Annotated in this window: 15 protein-coding genes and 1 pseudogene; 8 read left to right on the top strand and 8 right to left on the bottom strand. The window is 62.6% G+C overall.

Annotated elements, in window-relative coordinates:
- Positions 1 to 22 precede the first annotated feature (22 nt).
- Both B6S08_RS18710 and B6S08_RS16835 read right to left on the bottom strand, forming a co-directional pair.
- Positions 23 to 271, bottom strand: coding sequence for a 2Fe-2S iron-sulfur cluster-binding protein (locus B6S08_RS18710; RefSeq protein ID WP_425435403.1), 249 nt, complete (start codon positions 269 to 271; stop codon positions 23 to 25).
- A 51-nt stretch (positions 272 to 322) separates the two neighbouring features.
- A pseudogene (locus B6S08_RS16835) lies at positions 323 to 1,135 on the bottom strand (MOSC domain-containing protein); the annotation flags it as partial.
- A 97-nt stretch (positions 1,136 to 1,232) separates the two neighbouring features.
- Here B6S08_RS16835 and B6S08_RS16840 point away from each other — a divergent pair.
- Positions 1,233 to 1,583 (top strand): RidA family protein, encoded by a 351-nt coding sequence (locus B6S08_RS16840; protein ID WP_094201974.1) that lies wholly within the window; start codon positions 1,233 to 1,235, stop codon positions 1,581 to 1,583.
- Between the two features lie 19 nt (positions 1,584 to 1,602).
- On the opposite strand, the gene urtE is transcribed toward B6S08_RS16840, so the two are convergent.
- The 6 genes from urtE to gdhA form a co-directional block, all read right to left on the bottom strand.
- Complete coding sequence (urtE, locus tag B6S08_RS16845) at positions 1,603 to 2,301, bottom strand: urea ABC transporter ATP-binding subunit UrtE (protein WP_094201975.1); 699 nt, start codon at positions 2,299 to 2,301, stop codon at positions 1,603 to 1,605.
- Positions 2,301 to 3,146, bottom strand: coding sequence for an urea ABC transporter ATP-binding protein UrtD (gene urtD / locus B6S08_RS16850; protein ID WP_094201976.1), 846 nt, complete (start codon positions 3,144 to 3,146; stop codon positions 2,301 to 2,303). Before urtD ends, urtE begins: the two co-directional genes overlap by 1 nt.
- Complete coding sequence (urtC, locus tag B6S08_RS16855; RefSeq protein WP_094201977.1) at positions 3,143 to 4,249, bottom strand: urea ABC transporter permease subunit UrtC; 1,107 nt, start codon at positions 4,247 to 4,249, stop codon at positions 3,143 to 3,145. Before urtC ends, urtD begins: the two co-directional genes overlap by 4 nt.
- Positions 4,250 to 4,252: 3 nt before the next feature.
- The gene (gene urtB, locus B6S08_RS16860) at positions 4,253 to 5,851 is read right to left on the bottom strand and encodes an urea ABC transporter permease subunit UrtB (protein WP_094201978.1); all 1,599 of its coding nucleotides are present in this window, start codon (positions 5,849 to 5,851) and stop codon (positions 4,253 to 4,255) included.
- A gap of 132 nt (positions 5,852 to 5,983) precedes the next feature.
- Positions 5,984 to 7,294, bottom strand: a complete 1,311-nt coding sequence (urtA, locus tag B6S08_RS16865) for an urea ABC transporter substrate-binding protein (RefSeq protein ID WP_245849890.1) — start codon at positions 7,292 to 7,294, stop codon at positions 5,984 to 5,986.
- A gap of 298 nt (positions 7,295 to 7,592) precedes the next feature.
- Entirely contained in the window at positions 7,593 to 8,945 is a 1,353-nt protein-coding gene (gene gdhA, locus B6S08_RS16870; RefSeq protein WP_094201980.1) for an NADP-specific glutamate dehydrogenase, read from the bottom strand.
- A gap of 227 nt (positions 8,946 to 9,172) precedes the next feature.
- Here gdhA and gspE point away from each other — a divergent pair, with 227 nt between their 5' ends.
- From gspE to B6S08_RS16905, 7 genes are read left to right on the top strand one after another with little or no spacing between them, the layout of a single operon-like run.
- Complete coding sequence (gspE, locus tag B6S08_RS16875) at positions 9,173 to 10,885, top strand: type II secretion system ATPase GspE (RefSeq protein ID WP_094201981.1); 1,713 nt, start codon at positions 9,173 to 9,175, stop codon at positions 10,883 to 10,885.
- 1 nt (position 10,886) lies between these two features.
- A complete protein-coding gene (locus B6S08_RS16880; RefSeq protein ID WP_094201982.1) occupies positions 10,887 to 12,107 on the top strand; it encodes a type II secretion system F family protein in 1,221 nt (406 codons plus the stop codon).
- Positions 12,108 to 12,117: 10 nt separating this feature from the next.
- A complete protein-coding gene (gene gspG, locus B6S08_RS16885; RefSeq protein ID WP_094201983.1) occupies positions 12,118 to 12,546 on the top strand; it encodes a type II secretion system major pseudopilin GspG in 429 nt (142 codons plus the stop codon).
- Entirely contained in the window at positions 12,515 to 12,979 is a 465-nt protein-coding gene (locus B6S08_RS16890) for a GspH/FimT family pseudopilin (protein WP_094201984.1), read from the top strand. The genes gspG and B6S08_RS16890 overlap by 32 nt, the downstream gene beginning before the upstream one ends.
- Complete coding sequence (locus B6S08_RS16895; RefSeq protein WP_094201985.1) at positions 12,972 to 13,373, top strand: type IV pilus modification PilV family protein; 402 nt, start codon at positions 12,972 to 12,974, stop codon at positions 13,371 to 13,373. Before B6S08_RS16890 ends, B6S08_RS16895 begins: the two co-directional genes overlap by 8 nt.
- Complete coding sequence (locus B6S08_RS16900) at positions 13,370 to 14,035, top strand: prepilin-type N-terminal cleavage/methylation domain-containing protein (protein WP_094201986.1); 666 nt, start codon at positions 13,370 to 13,372, stop codon at positions 14,033 to 14,035. The genes B6S08_RS16895 and B6S08_RS16900 overlap by 4 nt, the downstream gene beginning before the upstream one ends.
- The gene (locus B6S08_RS16905; RefSeq protein ID WP_245849891.1) at positions 14,013 to 14,927 is read left to right on the top strand and encodes a type II secretion system minor pseudopilin; all 915 of its coding nucleotides are present in this window, start codon (positions 14,013 to 14,015) and stop codon (positions 14,925 to 14,927) included. The genes B6S08_RS16900 and B6S08_RS16905 overlap by 23 nt, the downstream gene beginning before the upstream one ends.
- Positions 14,928 to 14,929: the final 2 nt, after the last annotated feature.

The raw sequence follows: 14,929 nt of genomic DNA on the forward strand, positions 1-14,929 counted from the left end.
ACACCTGCTGCTGCAAGCCCCCTCAAGACAACGTTACATCGGTCAGGGGCACGCAGCAGCAGGCCAGCACCACACCGGCCGCCCGCTCCGCCGCCGACAGCGCCGGAGCCTCGGGCTGGTGTACGTCACCTGCGCTCAGGGTCTGCTTGCAGCGGCCACACAGGCCGGCGCGGCAGGAATGGGGCAGGGTCAGGCCTTGTTGCTCGGCCTGAGTAAGCAGGCTGTGCTGGTTATTGCCGGTAAATTCATGCTCGCCGATACGCACTTGCACCGCCTTGTGCTCCCGCCCCCTGTCTTCGGTGTTCGCGACACCCTGGCCCAAGTCCGGATAGATGGGCGCGGTGGCGTATTCGAGCACCTCCACCTCGTCGTGCTCGCGAATCACGCCCTCGTTCAGGGCTACCAGGTTCTGGCCGAAATACACCTCGCCGTCTTCACCTCGGCGGTAGCGGGCCAGGGTGGCCAGCGGCTCTTGTTGAGGGTGAAAACGGTCGGTACCGGCGATGATGGTGGTCATGATGCAACGGCTGCAGGGCTTGGCCACCAGAAACTCCACCTCACCCACACGAATGCGACGCCAGCCGTCTTCCTCAAACGGCCGCCGGCCGCGCGCCACCAGGTTGGGTCGAAACCGGGACATGTCCAATCGAGTGCCGGCACGGCGGTTCAGATCCGCCAGCGACGCCTTGGATATCAGCAACAACGGATAGCCGTCGGCAAAGCTGACCGAAGTGCCCAGCTTGTCGCGATAGCGATTGGAGCTTTCTCCCAGCCACAGCAACTGCACCGGCTCGCCCAGTCTTTCACTGAACCAGGCGTCGTACTCCCCATGAGTGGCATAGGCGATAAACGCATCACCCCACACACCGGTTTGCACCGGCTGCAACGAAAACAGCCGGTGGCGCACCGACAGGTTGTGCTGCTGGTACCAACATTCCAGCCCGCCCGCCACCGGCCGAACGCCAATCAGCTGCAAGCGAGGGTGAGTGCGGGCGGTCACAAAGCTGCCGTCCGGCCGGGCCAGCATATAGCGACGATCGCCGGCCAGTCCTTCTCGCGTGACCTGCGCCGCCTCAAGGCTCAGGCCGGCGGCGGACTTGAGCGGATAGTGGTGAATTCCCGTGATCGTCGCCATATTGTTTTACCTTTATAAGAATATGAAGTTTACAAACCGGAGGCAGTCGGTATGGTCTGGCTTTTAGCCCTCATCAAAAGCCAAAAAGGAAGTACAAATGACTATTGAACGCCAGCAGATCGGCCAGCGCATGAGCCGCATCGTCAAGCACAACGGCACCATCTACCTGTGCGGTCAGGTATGCAAGGATGCCACTCAGGACATCGCCGAGCAAACGGCCACCATGCTGGAAAAAGTGGACGAGCTGCTGCAGGAAGCCGGCTCCGACCGCGAGCACATTCTGTCCGCCACCATTTACCTGAAGACCATGGCCGATTTCGCCGCCATGAATGCGGTATGGGACGCCTGGGTACCGGAAGGCCATGCCCCGGCCCGGGCCTGCGTGGAAGCGGCCATGGCCCGCTCCGAGCTGTTGGTGGAAATTTCCGTGGTGGCCGCCGAGCGTTAAGAACCCCCGGCGGTTTGGTCTACACCGTCAAATGCTGCCTGACGAGATCGTCGGACAAACCGTCGATCTCGCCCTCGGCCACGCGCCGGCCCCGATCCAGGATCACAAAGCGATCGGCATATTTACGGGCAAAGGGCAGCTTTTGCTCCACCAGCAACACGGTCAGCCCGTCTTCTTCCATCAGCCGGCGAATCACTCGGCCGATATCGGCCACGATATTGGGCTGAATGCCTTCCCCCGGCTCATCCAGGATCAGCAGCTCCGGCTCCAGCACCAGGGCCCGGCCAATGGCCAGCTGCTGCTGCTGACCGCCGGACAGGTCTCCGCCCCGGCGCTGGCGCATCTCCTTCAACACCGGAAACAGCTGGTAGATTCGCTCGGGAATTCGGCGCAGGCCATCGCCCCGGGCCGCCAGGCCGGTACGCAGGTTCTCTTCCACCGTCATCAACGGAAAAATCTGCCGGCCCTGGGGAACATACCCCAGCCGTAACCGGGATCTGTCCTCCAGCCGCCGCTGGGTCAGTTCGGTGCCATTGTCCAGGCGAATACTGCCACTGCGGCTGGCTTCTTCACCCATGATGCACTTGAGCAGGGTGGTCTTGCCCACGCCATTGCGCCCCATGACACAGGTGCAGCGGCCGCGGGGAATCTCCAGGCTCAGATCCCAGAGGGTATGGCTTTCGCCGTAAAACTGGTTGAGTTTGTCTATTGTCAGCATCAGGCCACCTCGGCGCCGCTTTCTTCCCCCAGATATACCTCGACCACCCGCGGGTCGCTGGATACCTGATCCATGGTGCCCTCGGCCAGCACCGAGCCCTGGTGCAGCACCGTCACCTGGCGCGCAATGGAGCGCACAAAGCCCATGTCGTGCTCCACCACCACCACCGACTGCCTGCCCTTGCCGGCCAGCCGGGTCAGCAGATCGGCGGTCAGCTCCATTTCCTGCTCGGTCATGCCCGCCACCGGCTCATCCACCAGCAACAACCGGGGCCGCTGCATCAGCAGCATGCCAATCTCCAGCCACTGCTTCTGGCCATGAGAGAGAATGCCCGCCAGGCCATGGGCGGCGGGCTTGAGCCCGATCAGCCGCACCACTTCGTGTATGCGATCCCGTTGCTCCGAGCTCAGCCGGGCGGTCAGGCTGGGCAGCACTCGCTTGTCGGCGGCCATGGCCAGCTCCAGGTTTTCAATGACAGTGAGCGCCTCAAACACCGTGGGCTTCTGAAACTTGCGGCCAATGCCGAGGGTGGCGATCTCCGGCTCCGACATTCGCAGCAGGTTGTGGCGGCTGCCAAACCACACCTGTCCGCTGTCGGGCCGGGTCTTGCCGGTGATGGTGTCCATCATGGTGGTCTTGCCGGCCCCATTGGGGCCAATAATGCACCGCAACTCGCCGTCATCTATGGTGAGATTGAGCTTGTTAATGGCCTGAAAGCCATCAAAGCTGACGCTGACGTCTTCCAGATAGAGGATGGGGCCGTGGCGCACATCCACCGGCGAGACCTCGGGCGTCATAAAATCAAACACCTGATCCCGACGGGCCAGGGCCTTGAACATGTTCATGCACTTGCCTCCTTGGGGGCGGTGATAGAGCGGCGGTGAGCCAGTACGCCGGCAATGCCTTTGGGCAACAATACGGTCGCCACCACAAAGAGGCCGCCGAGGGCAAACAACCAGGCGTCGGGCATGACCCCGGTGAACACCGTCTTGGCGTAGTTCACCAGCAGGGCACCGATCACCGCCCCATACAGGGTGGCGCGTCCGCCCAGGGCCACCCAGACCACGATTTCAATGGAAAACAGCGGCGAAAACTCGCTGGGGTTGATAATGCCGACCTGGGGCACATACAAGGCCCCGGCCACACCGGCGAGCATGGCCGACACCACAAAGACGAACAGCTGTACCCGCTCGACCCGGTAGCCGATAAAACGGGTTCGAGCCTGGGCGTCGCGAGAGGCCATGCACACTCGGCCCAGCTTGCTCAGCACGATGGCCCGGCACAGCCAGTAACCCAGCGCCAGGGCGATGCCGGAAGCGATAAAGAGCCCCACCCGGGTGCCGTCCGCCCGCAGATCAAAACCGAGCAACTCGCGAAAGTCGGTCAGGCCATTGTTGCCGCCAAACCCCATCTCGTTGCGGAAAAACGCCAGCATCAGGGCAAAGGTCAGCGCCTGAGTGATGATTGACAGATAGACCCCGGTCACTCGGGAGCGGAACGCCAGAAAACCGAACACCAGTGCCAGCAGTCCCGGGGTCAGCAACACCATGGCAAAGGCGAACCAGGCCATGTCAAAGCCGGCCCAGTACCAGGGCAGGCTGTCCCAGTTGAGGAACACCATGAAGTCGGGCAGCTCGGGATGGCCATATACGCCCCGATCACCAATTTGACGCATCAGGTACATGCCCATGGCATAACCGCCGAGGGCAAAGAAGGCGCCATGTCCCAGGCTGAGAATGCCGAGATAGCCCCACACCAGATCCACCGCCACCGCCAGCAGCGCATAGCTCAGGTATTTGCCGAGCAGGGTCACGGTATAGGTGGAAACATGCAGCGGATGCGCCGCCGGCAGCAGCAGATTGGCCAGGCTTACCAGCAGCAGGGCCAGCAGCAACACCGCCAGAAACAGCCGAGTCTGGCGCTCCTGCAAAGGTTGGAATAACCACATGGTTTAGCCCTCCGCCGCCCGGCCCTTCTGCGGAAAAAGTCCGCGCGGCCGCTTTTGAATGAACAGGATGATGAACACCAGCACCATGATCTTGGCCAGCACGGCGCCGGCCCAGGGCTCCAGGATCTGGTTCAGCACACCGAGCGAGAGTCCGGCCACCAGGGTGCCCCAGAGGTTGCCCACACCACCGAACACCACCACCATAAAGGAGTCGATAATGTAGTTCTGCCCCAGGTTGGGCCCCACGTTGGTGAGCTGGGACAGGGCCACTCCGGCCAGCCCGGCCACCCCGGAGCCCAGCCCGAAGGTCAGCATGTCCACGCGCGTGGCACGAATGCCCATGGCCCGGGCCATGCTGCGGTTCTGGGTGACCGCGCGCACCTCCAGTCCCAGCCGGGTACCTTTCATTACCCACATCAGGGCAACGAACACCAGCAGGGCAAAGCCCAGCACATAAAGCCGGTTGAGGGTCAGCGACAGGGCGTCGTTCACCACCAGGGAACCGCTCATCCACTCCGGCGTGACCACGGTACGGTTCAGGGGAGAGACCAGGGTGCGCACCAGCTGCTGCAGGATCAGGCTGACGCCAAAGGTGGCCAGCAGGGTTTCCAGGGGCTTGCCCTTAAGATGGCGAATCACCCCCCGCTCAATGGCGATACCGGTCAGTGCCGCCACCAAAAACCCGGTGGGAATGGCCAGCAGCAACGCCAGTCCGGGCTGCCCCGGCAATAATTGCTGCAGCATCCAGGTGCTGTAGGCCCCCAGCATGATCAGCTCGCCGTGAGCCATGTTGATCACGCCCATGACCCCAAAGGTAATCGCCAGCCCGATGGCGGCCAGCACCAGCACCGAGCCCAGGCTCAGGCCGAAGTAGAGGGTTTCGGCGGCGCGATTGAGCCTCAGGTTCTGTTCGATGTCGGCAAGCGCCCGGCCGGCGGCCTCGGCCAGTTCCCCCTCACCCGCGGCGGCGCGGTTCAGGGCGATGCGCACCTCGTTGTGCAGATCGCCTGTCAGCGTTTCAACGGCGGTGATGTCCCCCTGCTCCAGACGGTGTATGGCCAGGGCCTGATTCAGCCGGTGCCGCGTCTGGCGGTCGCTCTCCTGCGCCAGCAGGGCCGTCAGGGTGGGGACCAGTCCGTCGTCTACCCCACCCAGCAGGCGCTCGGCCGAAGCCCGGCGCAGGGCCGCATCGTCCCCATGCAGATCCAGCTGCGCCAGGGCGTTACGCAACTGGTTGCGCAGGCGGTTGTTGATACTGATTCGATTCAACTCCCGGCGCCCCAGGGTACCCAGGCTGTCATTGCTGAGGGCATCGAGCACCGGCCAGTGCCGGCCGTCGGTACTGACGACCAGCACAAACCGCCGATCGGCCTTGCTGCGCTGCAACCGGCCGTCCAGCAGGGCCGCCAGCCAGTCCCGCGCCCGTGCATCCCCGCTGTTGATAATGGCGTCAATGGCCTGCCCCTTGGCGTCAAAGGCGCGCACGTCCAGCGCCTCCAGCAGGGCCTGGCCGTTATCGACCTGAGCCGCGGCCGGCAGCGCCGGGATCAGCAGTCCCGCCACCAGCCATAGCCTGAGCGTCAGGTCCTTGAGCATCTTCATGGTGTTGTCCTTTGTTCTTCGGTGCGTTCAGGCGCTTCCTTGAACAGCGTCACCCCGTGATGACGCTGTTCAAGGCAGGCGGTGAATGGCCGGCAGCATGACCCCGTGCCCGCTGCCGGCCTTATGCCGGGGTCAGTTGCCCAGCGCCGCCTGGGCTTCCTTCAGCGCCTGACTGCCGCCGCACTGACCGGTCACCACGTTGTAGTTGCCGCATTGCATGGGGGTGGTCCAGTCGGCCACCAGCTGTCGCGAGCCGGGCAGATAATCCGACCAGGCGTCCCCCATCACGGTGCCCCTGGTCTGCCAGACCATTTCGAACTGACCGTCGTCCTGAATCTCCCCGATAAACACCGGCTTGGTGATATGATGGTTGGGCAGCATGGTGGCGTAGCCACCGCTCAGGTTGGGCACGGTCACACCCACGATGGCGTCCCGCACGGCATCCACCTCTGTGGTGCCGGCCTTGCGCACCGCCTCGGCCCACATGTTGAAGCCGATATAATGGGCCTCCATGGGATCATTGGTGACGGCGTCGTCCTTGCCGGTATGGTCCAGCCAGGCATCGATAAAGTCGCCGTTGGCTTCGGTGTCCAGGCTCATGAAGTAGTTCCAGGCCGCCATATGGCCAACCAGGGGACCGGTGTCGATGCCGGACAACTCCTGCTCGCCCACCGAGAAGGCCACCACCGGAATGTCGGCGGCGTCTATGCCCTGGTTGCCGAGCTCGCGATAGAAGGGCACGTTGGCGTCGCCGTTGATGGTGGACACCACGGCGGTCTTTTTGCCGGCACTGCCAAAGCGCTTGATCTCCGCCACTATGTTCTGCCAGTCGGCGTGACCAAAGGGGGTGTAGTTGATCATGATGTCCTGCTCCGCCACGCCATGATCCTTCAGGTAGGCTTCGAGGATGCGGTTGGTGGTGCGCGGATATACATAGTCGGTGCCGGCCAATACCCAGCGCTGGACTCCCAGCTCCTTCATCAGGTAATCCACCGCCGGAACGGCCTGCTGGTTGGGCGCGGCACCGGTATAGAAGACGTTGCGGGAAGACTCTTCACCCTCATACTGAACCGGATAAAACAGCAGGCCGTTCAGCTCTTCCACCACCGGCAGTACCGCCTTGCGCGACACCGAGGTCCAGTTGCCGAAGATCACGTCCACCTTCTGCTGGGCCAGCAATTCCCGGGCCCGCTCGGCAAACAGCGGCCAGTTTGAGGCGGGATCCACCACCACCGGCTCCAGCTTTTTGCCCAGCAGGCCACCCTCGGCGTTCTGCTGCTCGATCAGCATTAATACGGTGTCTTTAAGGGTGGATTCGCTGATGGCCATGGTGCCGGAGAGGGAATGCAGTATGCCGACCTTGATCACATCGTCCTGGGCGCTGGCACAAAAGGATGTCAGGCCGACGGCCAGCAGGGCGGAGTAGCAAAGGGATTTGTTCACGGTAAGCTCCTTGTGATGAAACACTGATACGGGTGCTTCGAGAGCAAAGCAAGGGCCATGCCATCACAAAAAGTCAATTAAAAACAATTACATGAAATAAAAGTTCGAAAATGGTGAGCGTGATTAACCCAAAAAGGGTGCAGCCGCAGAGGACACGGGCGAAGCCGGCACCAAAAGGGGGCACAGGGCACGGGCGAAGTGGCAAACGTCACCAAAACCGGACCGGCAACGCCGGGCCCAGAAAAACTAAAAGCCCGGTATACCGGGCCTTTAGACGTAATTCAAAGGGGCGGTGCGGTTACACCACGCCCTGCTCGATCATGGCGTCGGCGACCTTGCGGAAACCGGCAATGTTGGCACCCAGCACCAGGTTGTGGGGCTCGCCAAATTCGGCCGCGGTCTCGCTGGCGTTCAGGAAGATGTTCTTCATGATCACCTTGAGCTTCTCGTCCACTTCCTCAAAGCTCCAGCGCTGCATGCTGGCGTTCTGGGCCATTTCCAGCTGGCTGGTGGCCACGCCACCGGCGTTGGCGGCCTTGCCCGGGCCATAGCAGATTTTGGCATCCAGGAACACTTCCACCGCATCCTGGGTGGACGGCATGTTGGCGCCTTCGGACACACCGATAATGCCGTTGGCGATCAGGGCCTTGGCATCGGATTCAGACAGCTCATTCTGGGTGGCGCAGGGGAAGGCCAGCTGGGCCGGAATGCGCCATACCGCATTGCCGTCGGCGGGGTAGTCGGCGGCGGGAATGAACTTGGCTTCCGGGTGGGCAGTCACGTACTCGTTCAGACGCACCTTGCGCACTTCCTTGAGCTCCTTCAGGGTCTCCAGGTTGATGCCGGTCTCGTGATAGATGGTACCGCTGGAGTCGGAGCAGGTCACCGGAATGGCGCCCAGCTGATACAGCTTCTCGATGGTGTAGATGGCCACGTTGCCGGCACCGGACACCAGGCAGCGCTTGCCGGCCAGGGTGTCGCCCTTGGCTTCCAGCATGTACTGAGCGAAGTACACGCAACCGTAACCGGTGGCTTCCTTGCGCACCAGGGAGCCGCCCCACAGCAGGCTCTTGCCGGTGAGCACGCCGTCGTAGTTGCCGGTCAAACGCTTGTACTGGCCGAACATGTAGCCGATTTCACGGGCACCCACGCCGATGTCGCCGGCAGGCACGTCCTTGGTCGGGCCAATGTGACGGTACAACTCGTTGATGAAGGACTGGCAGAAGCGCATGATTTCGCCGTCGGACTTGCCCTTGGGATCGAAGTTGGCGCCACCCTTGCCGCCGCCGATGGGCAGGCCGGTGAGGGCATTTTTGAAGATCTGTTCAAAACCGAGAAACTTGATGATGCCGGCGTTTACGCTGGGGTGAAAACGCAGGCCGCCCTTGTACGGGCCCAGGGCGGAATTGAACTCGATGCGGTAACCCTTGTTTACCTGCACGTTACCCTGGTCGTCCACCCAGGGCACCCGAAACATAATCTGGCGCTCGGGCTCCACCATGCGTTCGATGATGGCGTGTTTCTTGTATTTCTCGTTGGTTTCGAGGATCGGCTGCAGAGAGTCGAGTACTTCCTCTACCGCCTGATAAAATTCTGCTTGTGCCGGGCTGGTCTTCTGCAGTCTGACAATGGTGTCATGAATATACGTCACGAGTTTCTTCCTTGTTATTTTATTTAAATCTTTACCTGGGATGCACATTTAAGAGACCCCGACATATTGAAATATGGCGCCGCCCTTGGGTCAATGACTAATTTTCAAATACATATACTAAAAAGAAGAATATTTATGCTCTCTTAGAACGTTGAGGCAGATCACAACCTGCCCTCGGCCTCAAGCAAGCGGCTATGCTTGATCATGCACACTGAGAGGCAAAGGATATGGATGTCAGCGGATCCTGGTCGGCGCAGGACAGCGCCCTCGGCCAAACACTCATTGAACAGGGGCACCTCACCCAAACCGAGCTGGGCAGGCTGGCACGCCTGCGCCAGCAGCAGCAGGAGACGGTGCCCCTGACCCGGTTGCTGCTCAACCTGGGCATGATGTCGGAGCGGGAGCTGGCCCGCACCCTGGCCGGACAGTACCGGCTGCCGCTGACCGACAGCGCGCACTACCCGCCCACGTCTCCGCTGGATCAGCCCCTGCCCTACCGGTTTCTCAAGGAGCACCACCTGGTGCCCCTGGGCCAGGAAGAAAACACCCTGGTACTGGCCATGGTGGATCCCGGTGACCAATTTGCCCTGCAGGCCATGGCCATGCTCTGCAACCAGCCGGTGCAGCCCAGGGTGGGAGTCAGCTCCGAGATCGACGCCGCCATTGAACGACTCTACGGTGAAGGCCAGAGCAAAATGGGCGACATTCTGTCGGCGGTGCAGCAAGAGGAAGAAACCGAGGAGCGCATCGCCCAGCTGAAAGACATGGCCAGCGAGGCACCGGTGATTCGGCTGGTCAACCTGCTGATCCAGAAGGCGGTGGAGCTGAGGGCGTCGGATATCCATGTTGAGCCCTTTGAAAACCGGCTCAACGTTCGTTACCGCATCGACGGCGTGTTGCAGCAGGCCGAGGCTCCGCCGGTCAGCATGACCCCCGCCATTATTTCACGCATCAAGATACTGGCCCGACTCAATATCGCCGAGCGCCGCCTGCCCCAGGACGGCCGCATTGAGCTGCGCGTGCAGGGCCAGGACCTCGACATTCGGGTTTCCACCGTACCCACCATGCACGGCGAAAGCCTGGTCATGCGCCTGCTGAACCGCGAGAGCGTGGTGCTCGACTTCGACGCCCTGGGCTTTGCCCGCGACACTCGGGCCAGGCTGCAGCAGGTGCTGACCATTCCCCACGGCGTGCTGCTGGTGACCGGCCCCACCGGCAGCGGCAAGACCACCACCCTGTATACGGCGCTGAACCGGCTCAACACCGCCGAGCGCAAGCTGATCACGGTGGAAGACCCGGTGGAATACCAGTTGGAGGGCATCAACCAGATTCACGTCAAACCCGCCATCGGCCTGACCTTTGCCAGCGCCCTGCGCGCCATCGTGCGCCAGGATCCGGACGTCATCATGGTGGGGGAAATGCGCGACCTGGAAACCGCCCGCATCTGTGTGCAGTCGGCCCTCACCGGTCACCTGGTACTGTCCACCCTGCACACCAACGATGCCGCCAGCAGCGTAACCCGGCTGCTGGAAATGGGGGTGGAAGACTACCTGCTGACCTCAACCCTTAACGGCGTTATCGGCCAGCGCCTGATACGGGTGCTCTGTCCCCATTGCAAGGAAGGCTATACCCCTTTGCCTGAACTGGTGCGCGAACTCGGGCTGGCGGCACTCGCCCCGAATGAGCCGATACGGCTGTATCGTCCCGTGGGCTGCGACCACTGCGCCGGCACCGGTTACCACGGCCGGCTGGCCATTCAGGAGCTGCTGGTAATGAACGACGACATTCGCAAGCTGGTATTGAGCCATGCCGACGCCGGCCAGATCCAGCGGGCCGCCGTGGCCGCCGGCATGCGCACCATGTATGGCGACGGCCTGCTCAAGGCCTTGCAGGGAATCACCCATGTGGAAGAGGTGATTCGGGTTACTCAGGAGGGCTGAGATGGCGCTGTTTCACTTTCGGGCGGTGAGCCACGGCGGCGAAGAGCAGGAAGGCCGGCTGGAAGGCGCCGATCAGCAGGCCATAGTGCGGCAACTGCAACAGCGGGGGCTGATCCCCCTCAGTGTCGAACCCGCCGGCGCGCACGGCCCCGGTTTACTGACCGGCAAAATCGGCCTGGGCCGCCAGGGCACAGGCGCCCGATATATTCAGTCCCTGACCGAGGATCTGGCGGCCCTGCTCAAGGCCGGCATTCCTCTGGAGCGGGCCCTGGGCATCATGATCCAGGTGCGCGGCGGCGAGCAGGATACGCACTTGCTCGACCGCATTCGCGAGGGCATTCGGCGTGGCCAGGCGTTGTCGGCGGTGCTGGCAGAGCAAAACGCCGGCTTTTCGCCCTTTTACCTCAACATGATTCGCGCCGCCGAGCTCTCGGGCAACCTGGAGCAGGGGCTGGCGGATCTGGCCCTCTACCTTGATCGCAGTCGCCGGCTGCGAGAAAAGGCGCTCTCGGCGCTGATCTACCCCTTGATCCTGCTGCTGGTTTCCGCCGCCTCGCTGCTGATCATTCTCACCTACGTCATTCCCCAGTTTCAGCAACTGTTCGCCGACATGGGCCAGGCCATGCCCCTGCCCACCCGCATCGTCATCGGCACCGCCGACTTCATCAGAAACACCGGCCCCTGGCTGCTGCTGGGGTTGCTGCTGGTGCTGCTCTATCTGCGCCATCGGTTGCGTGAGCCCGGAGTGCGCCTGGCCTGGCACACACTGTTACTGCGCCTGCCCCTGGCCGGTTCGCTGATACAGCGGCTGGAAGTGGCCCGCTTCAGCCGTAGCCTGGGGACCCTGATGAAGGGCGGCGTACCCCTGCTGGGTGCCCTAGATATCGCCCGCCAGACTCTGGGCAATCAGTTGCTGCAAGCGGTCCTGGCCGAGGCCGGCCGCGAGCTGAAGGAAGGCAAGCGGCTGGCGGCACCACTGCAGGCCTCGGGCCGGTTTCCGCCCCTGGCGATACAGATGATTCGCGTGGGCGAGGAAACCGGCCAGCTGGAAGAGATGCTGCTCAGGGTAGCCGACACCTATGACAGGGAAGTGGAAAACGCCATTCAGCGCCTGCTGACCATACTGGAGCCGGTGCTGATCCTGGGCCTGGGGGTGCTGATTGCCGGCATTATCATTTCCATGCTGATGGCCATTCTCGGTATCAACGAACTGCCCATCTAGGGAGGTAAACGTGCGTTATCAACATAAAACATACGGAACCGGCTTCACCCTGCTCGAGCTGCTGGTGGTGCTGGTGATCCTGGGGCTGCTGGCCAGCCTGGCCGGCCCTCAGGTGCTGCGCCAGCTGGGCGGCTCCAAAACCAAAACGGCGGCGCTGCAGATCAAGGAGCTGAGCACGGCGCTGGATTTGTACCGGCTGGAAGTGGGCCGCCACCCTACCACCGAGCAGGGGTTGGAAGCCCTGCTCAGTGCCCCCACCGAAACGAAGGGCTGGAATGGACCCTACCTGACCAAGAAATCGGTACCACAGGACCCCTGGGGCTACGACTACCAGTACCGCGCTCCCGGCCAGCATGGCGAGTTCGATCTGTTCAGCCTGGGGGCCGACAATCAGCAAGGAGGCTCGGGTGAAGCCCAGGACGTGGTCAGTTGGGAATAAGGCCACCGGCTTTACCCTGCTCGAGCTGCTGGTAGTGCTGACCATCGCTACCCTGGCCCTGGCCGTGGCCCTGCCCCGCTTTGCCGCCCTGCTGCCGGGCGCCGAGCTGAAGAGCTACAGCCGTCAAACCGCCGCGCTGCTGCGGCTGGCCCGCAGTCAGGCCCTCGCCACCGGCGACACCGTTACCCTGACACTGAGCGCAGAGCAACGACATACCCGGTTGTCGGGACAGGCTGCGGTATACGACTGGCCTGACGGAGTGGAACTGAGCCTGTTCGACACTGAAACGACGCTGGCTTCACAGGTTCACGCCGAGCTGGCATTTTATCCAGACGGCGCCAGCAGCGGCGGCACCCTGCAGCTGACGGGGGCCGGCCGGCAATACCGCATTCACGTCGACTGGCTGAGTGGAAGGGTGTCGTTTGATGACTAGTCCCGCGTTCCCCCAAAGCCAGCGCGGCTTCACCCTGCTGGAGGTGCTGGTGGCCTTTGCCGTGCTCACCGTCACCCTTGGCGTGCTGCTCAATATTTTTTCCCTGGCGATGCGCACCACCCAGGCCGTCCAGGATCAGCAAAAGGCGGTGCTGCTGGCGGAATCCAGGCTCGCCGAGCTGAGCGCCGGCGTTACCCTGCGCCCCGGGGTTGAGCGGGGTGACTTTGACGACCGCTTTGCCTGGGAATCCCGCATTGAGGAATTCGACACCCAGACGCTGATGGACAACCAGAGCCAGTTGCTTCCCTACCGGCTGTCGGTGGTGGTGAACTGGGGCGACAGCCGCCGCTATGAGCTCGCCACACTGCGGCTGGTTCGCACGGAGGCCAGATGACACGTGTCCGCGGCTTCACCCTGCTGGAACTGATGGTAGCCCTGAGTCTGCTTACCCTGCTGGCGGGACTGATGTTCGGCGGCTTTCGGCTGGCCAGTCGCGCCTGGCAAACCGTGGACGAACACAACAACGTGCTGAGTGAAACCGTGCAGGCCCAGCGCCTGCTGCGCCGGCTGCTGGCCCGCAGCGAGGCTCGCTCGGTGCCGGAGACCCGGGAAACCGCGCTGCTGTCGTTTCAGGGAGACGAGCACTCACTGATTTTTCTCTCGGCCCTGCCCCAGCGGCATAGCCGCGTCAGCCAGCCGGCCTGGTTCTACCTGGCGCTGGACGATCAGGAGCCAAAGCAGCCCAGGCTGATCCTGAAAAGCCGGGCCCTGAGCGAAATTTCGCCCGAGCGGTCTAAGAGCACCGTTGACTGGTACCAACTGGTGGACGACTTTCGGCACCCCGAAACCATTGCCCCGTTGCTGACGATGCCCGCCGAGGACTTTAGCCTGAACTACCTGCCTCGTCATGAAGACGGCACGGCGTCCGATTGGCAGGCAGACTGGCAGGAGCAAGATGCGCTGCCGGAACTGGTGAAGCTGCAACTGAACGAAGACTGGCCGGCGCTGGTGGTATCTCCCGGAGGGCAGCCCGATGTCATCAAGCAACTCGACTAGACAGGCAGGCATCGCCCTGGTCAGCGTGTTGTGGCTGTTGCTGCTGCTGACGGTGCTGGCCTCGGGGGTGTCGGTGAACAGCCGCAACCAGGGCCGGCAAAGCGAAAACATTGCCACCGCCACGCAACTGCGCCAGGGGGCAGAGGCCGGCCAGCAGCTGGCGCTGCTGGCCCTGGCACAAGCTCCAGAGCAACGCCCCTGGCAGGCCGATGGCAGTCCCAATGTGGTGCAGCTGGACGACATGGAAGTGCATGTGGCGCTGTTCAATGAAAGCGGCCGCATCGATCTCAACGCCGCCGGCCCCGAATTGCTCGACGGCCTGCTGGCCACGGTGGAGCCCGACGCCGCCCTGCGCGCCCGACTGGTGGATGCCATTCTGGACTGGCGCGACCGCGACAATTTGCGCCGGCTCAACGGTGCCGAGCTCGACGACTATCTGGCCGCCGGCCTGGACTACGGCCCCGCCAATGCCCCCTTTACCTCGGTGGAAGAGCTGCAACGCGTGCTGGCAATGACCCCGGCGCTGTACCGCCAAATTCGACACAGCCTGACCCTGCGTAATCCGCGCCGGGGCATCAATCCGCAGTTTGCCCCCCGCCAGGTGCTGCTTTCCCTGCCCGGTGTGAGCGAAGCCACGGTTGATCAGTTTATCGAAGACAGGCGTGCCCGCCATGACGCGGGGCAACCGCCGCCGGCCACCGCACTGTTTCCCCGGGCACAGCTCGTTAACGATGCCTTCGGGGTCAACTACACTATTCATACAGAAGCCCGCAGGATTCCGGAATATCGCTACCGGCTTACCGCCAATGTTCAGGTAAATCAGCGTGGCCAGGTGCGGGTACTGAAAACAGAGCAGGAATTCGTTCCGCTGTTTTTGAAAACCTCCCCTTGACG

Source organism: Oceanimonas doudoroffii (assembly GCF_002242685.1).
Lineage (GTDB): Bacteria > Pseudomonadota > Gammaproteobacteria > Enterobacterales > Aeromonadaceae > Oceanimonas > Oceanimonas doudoroffii.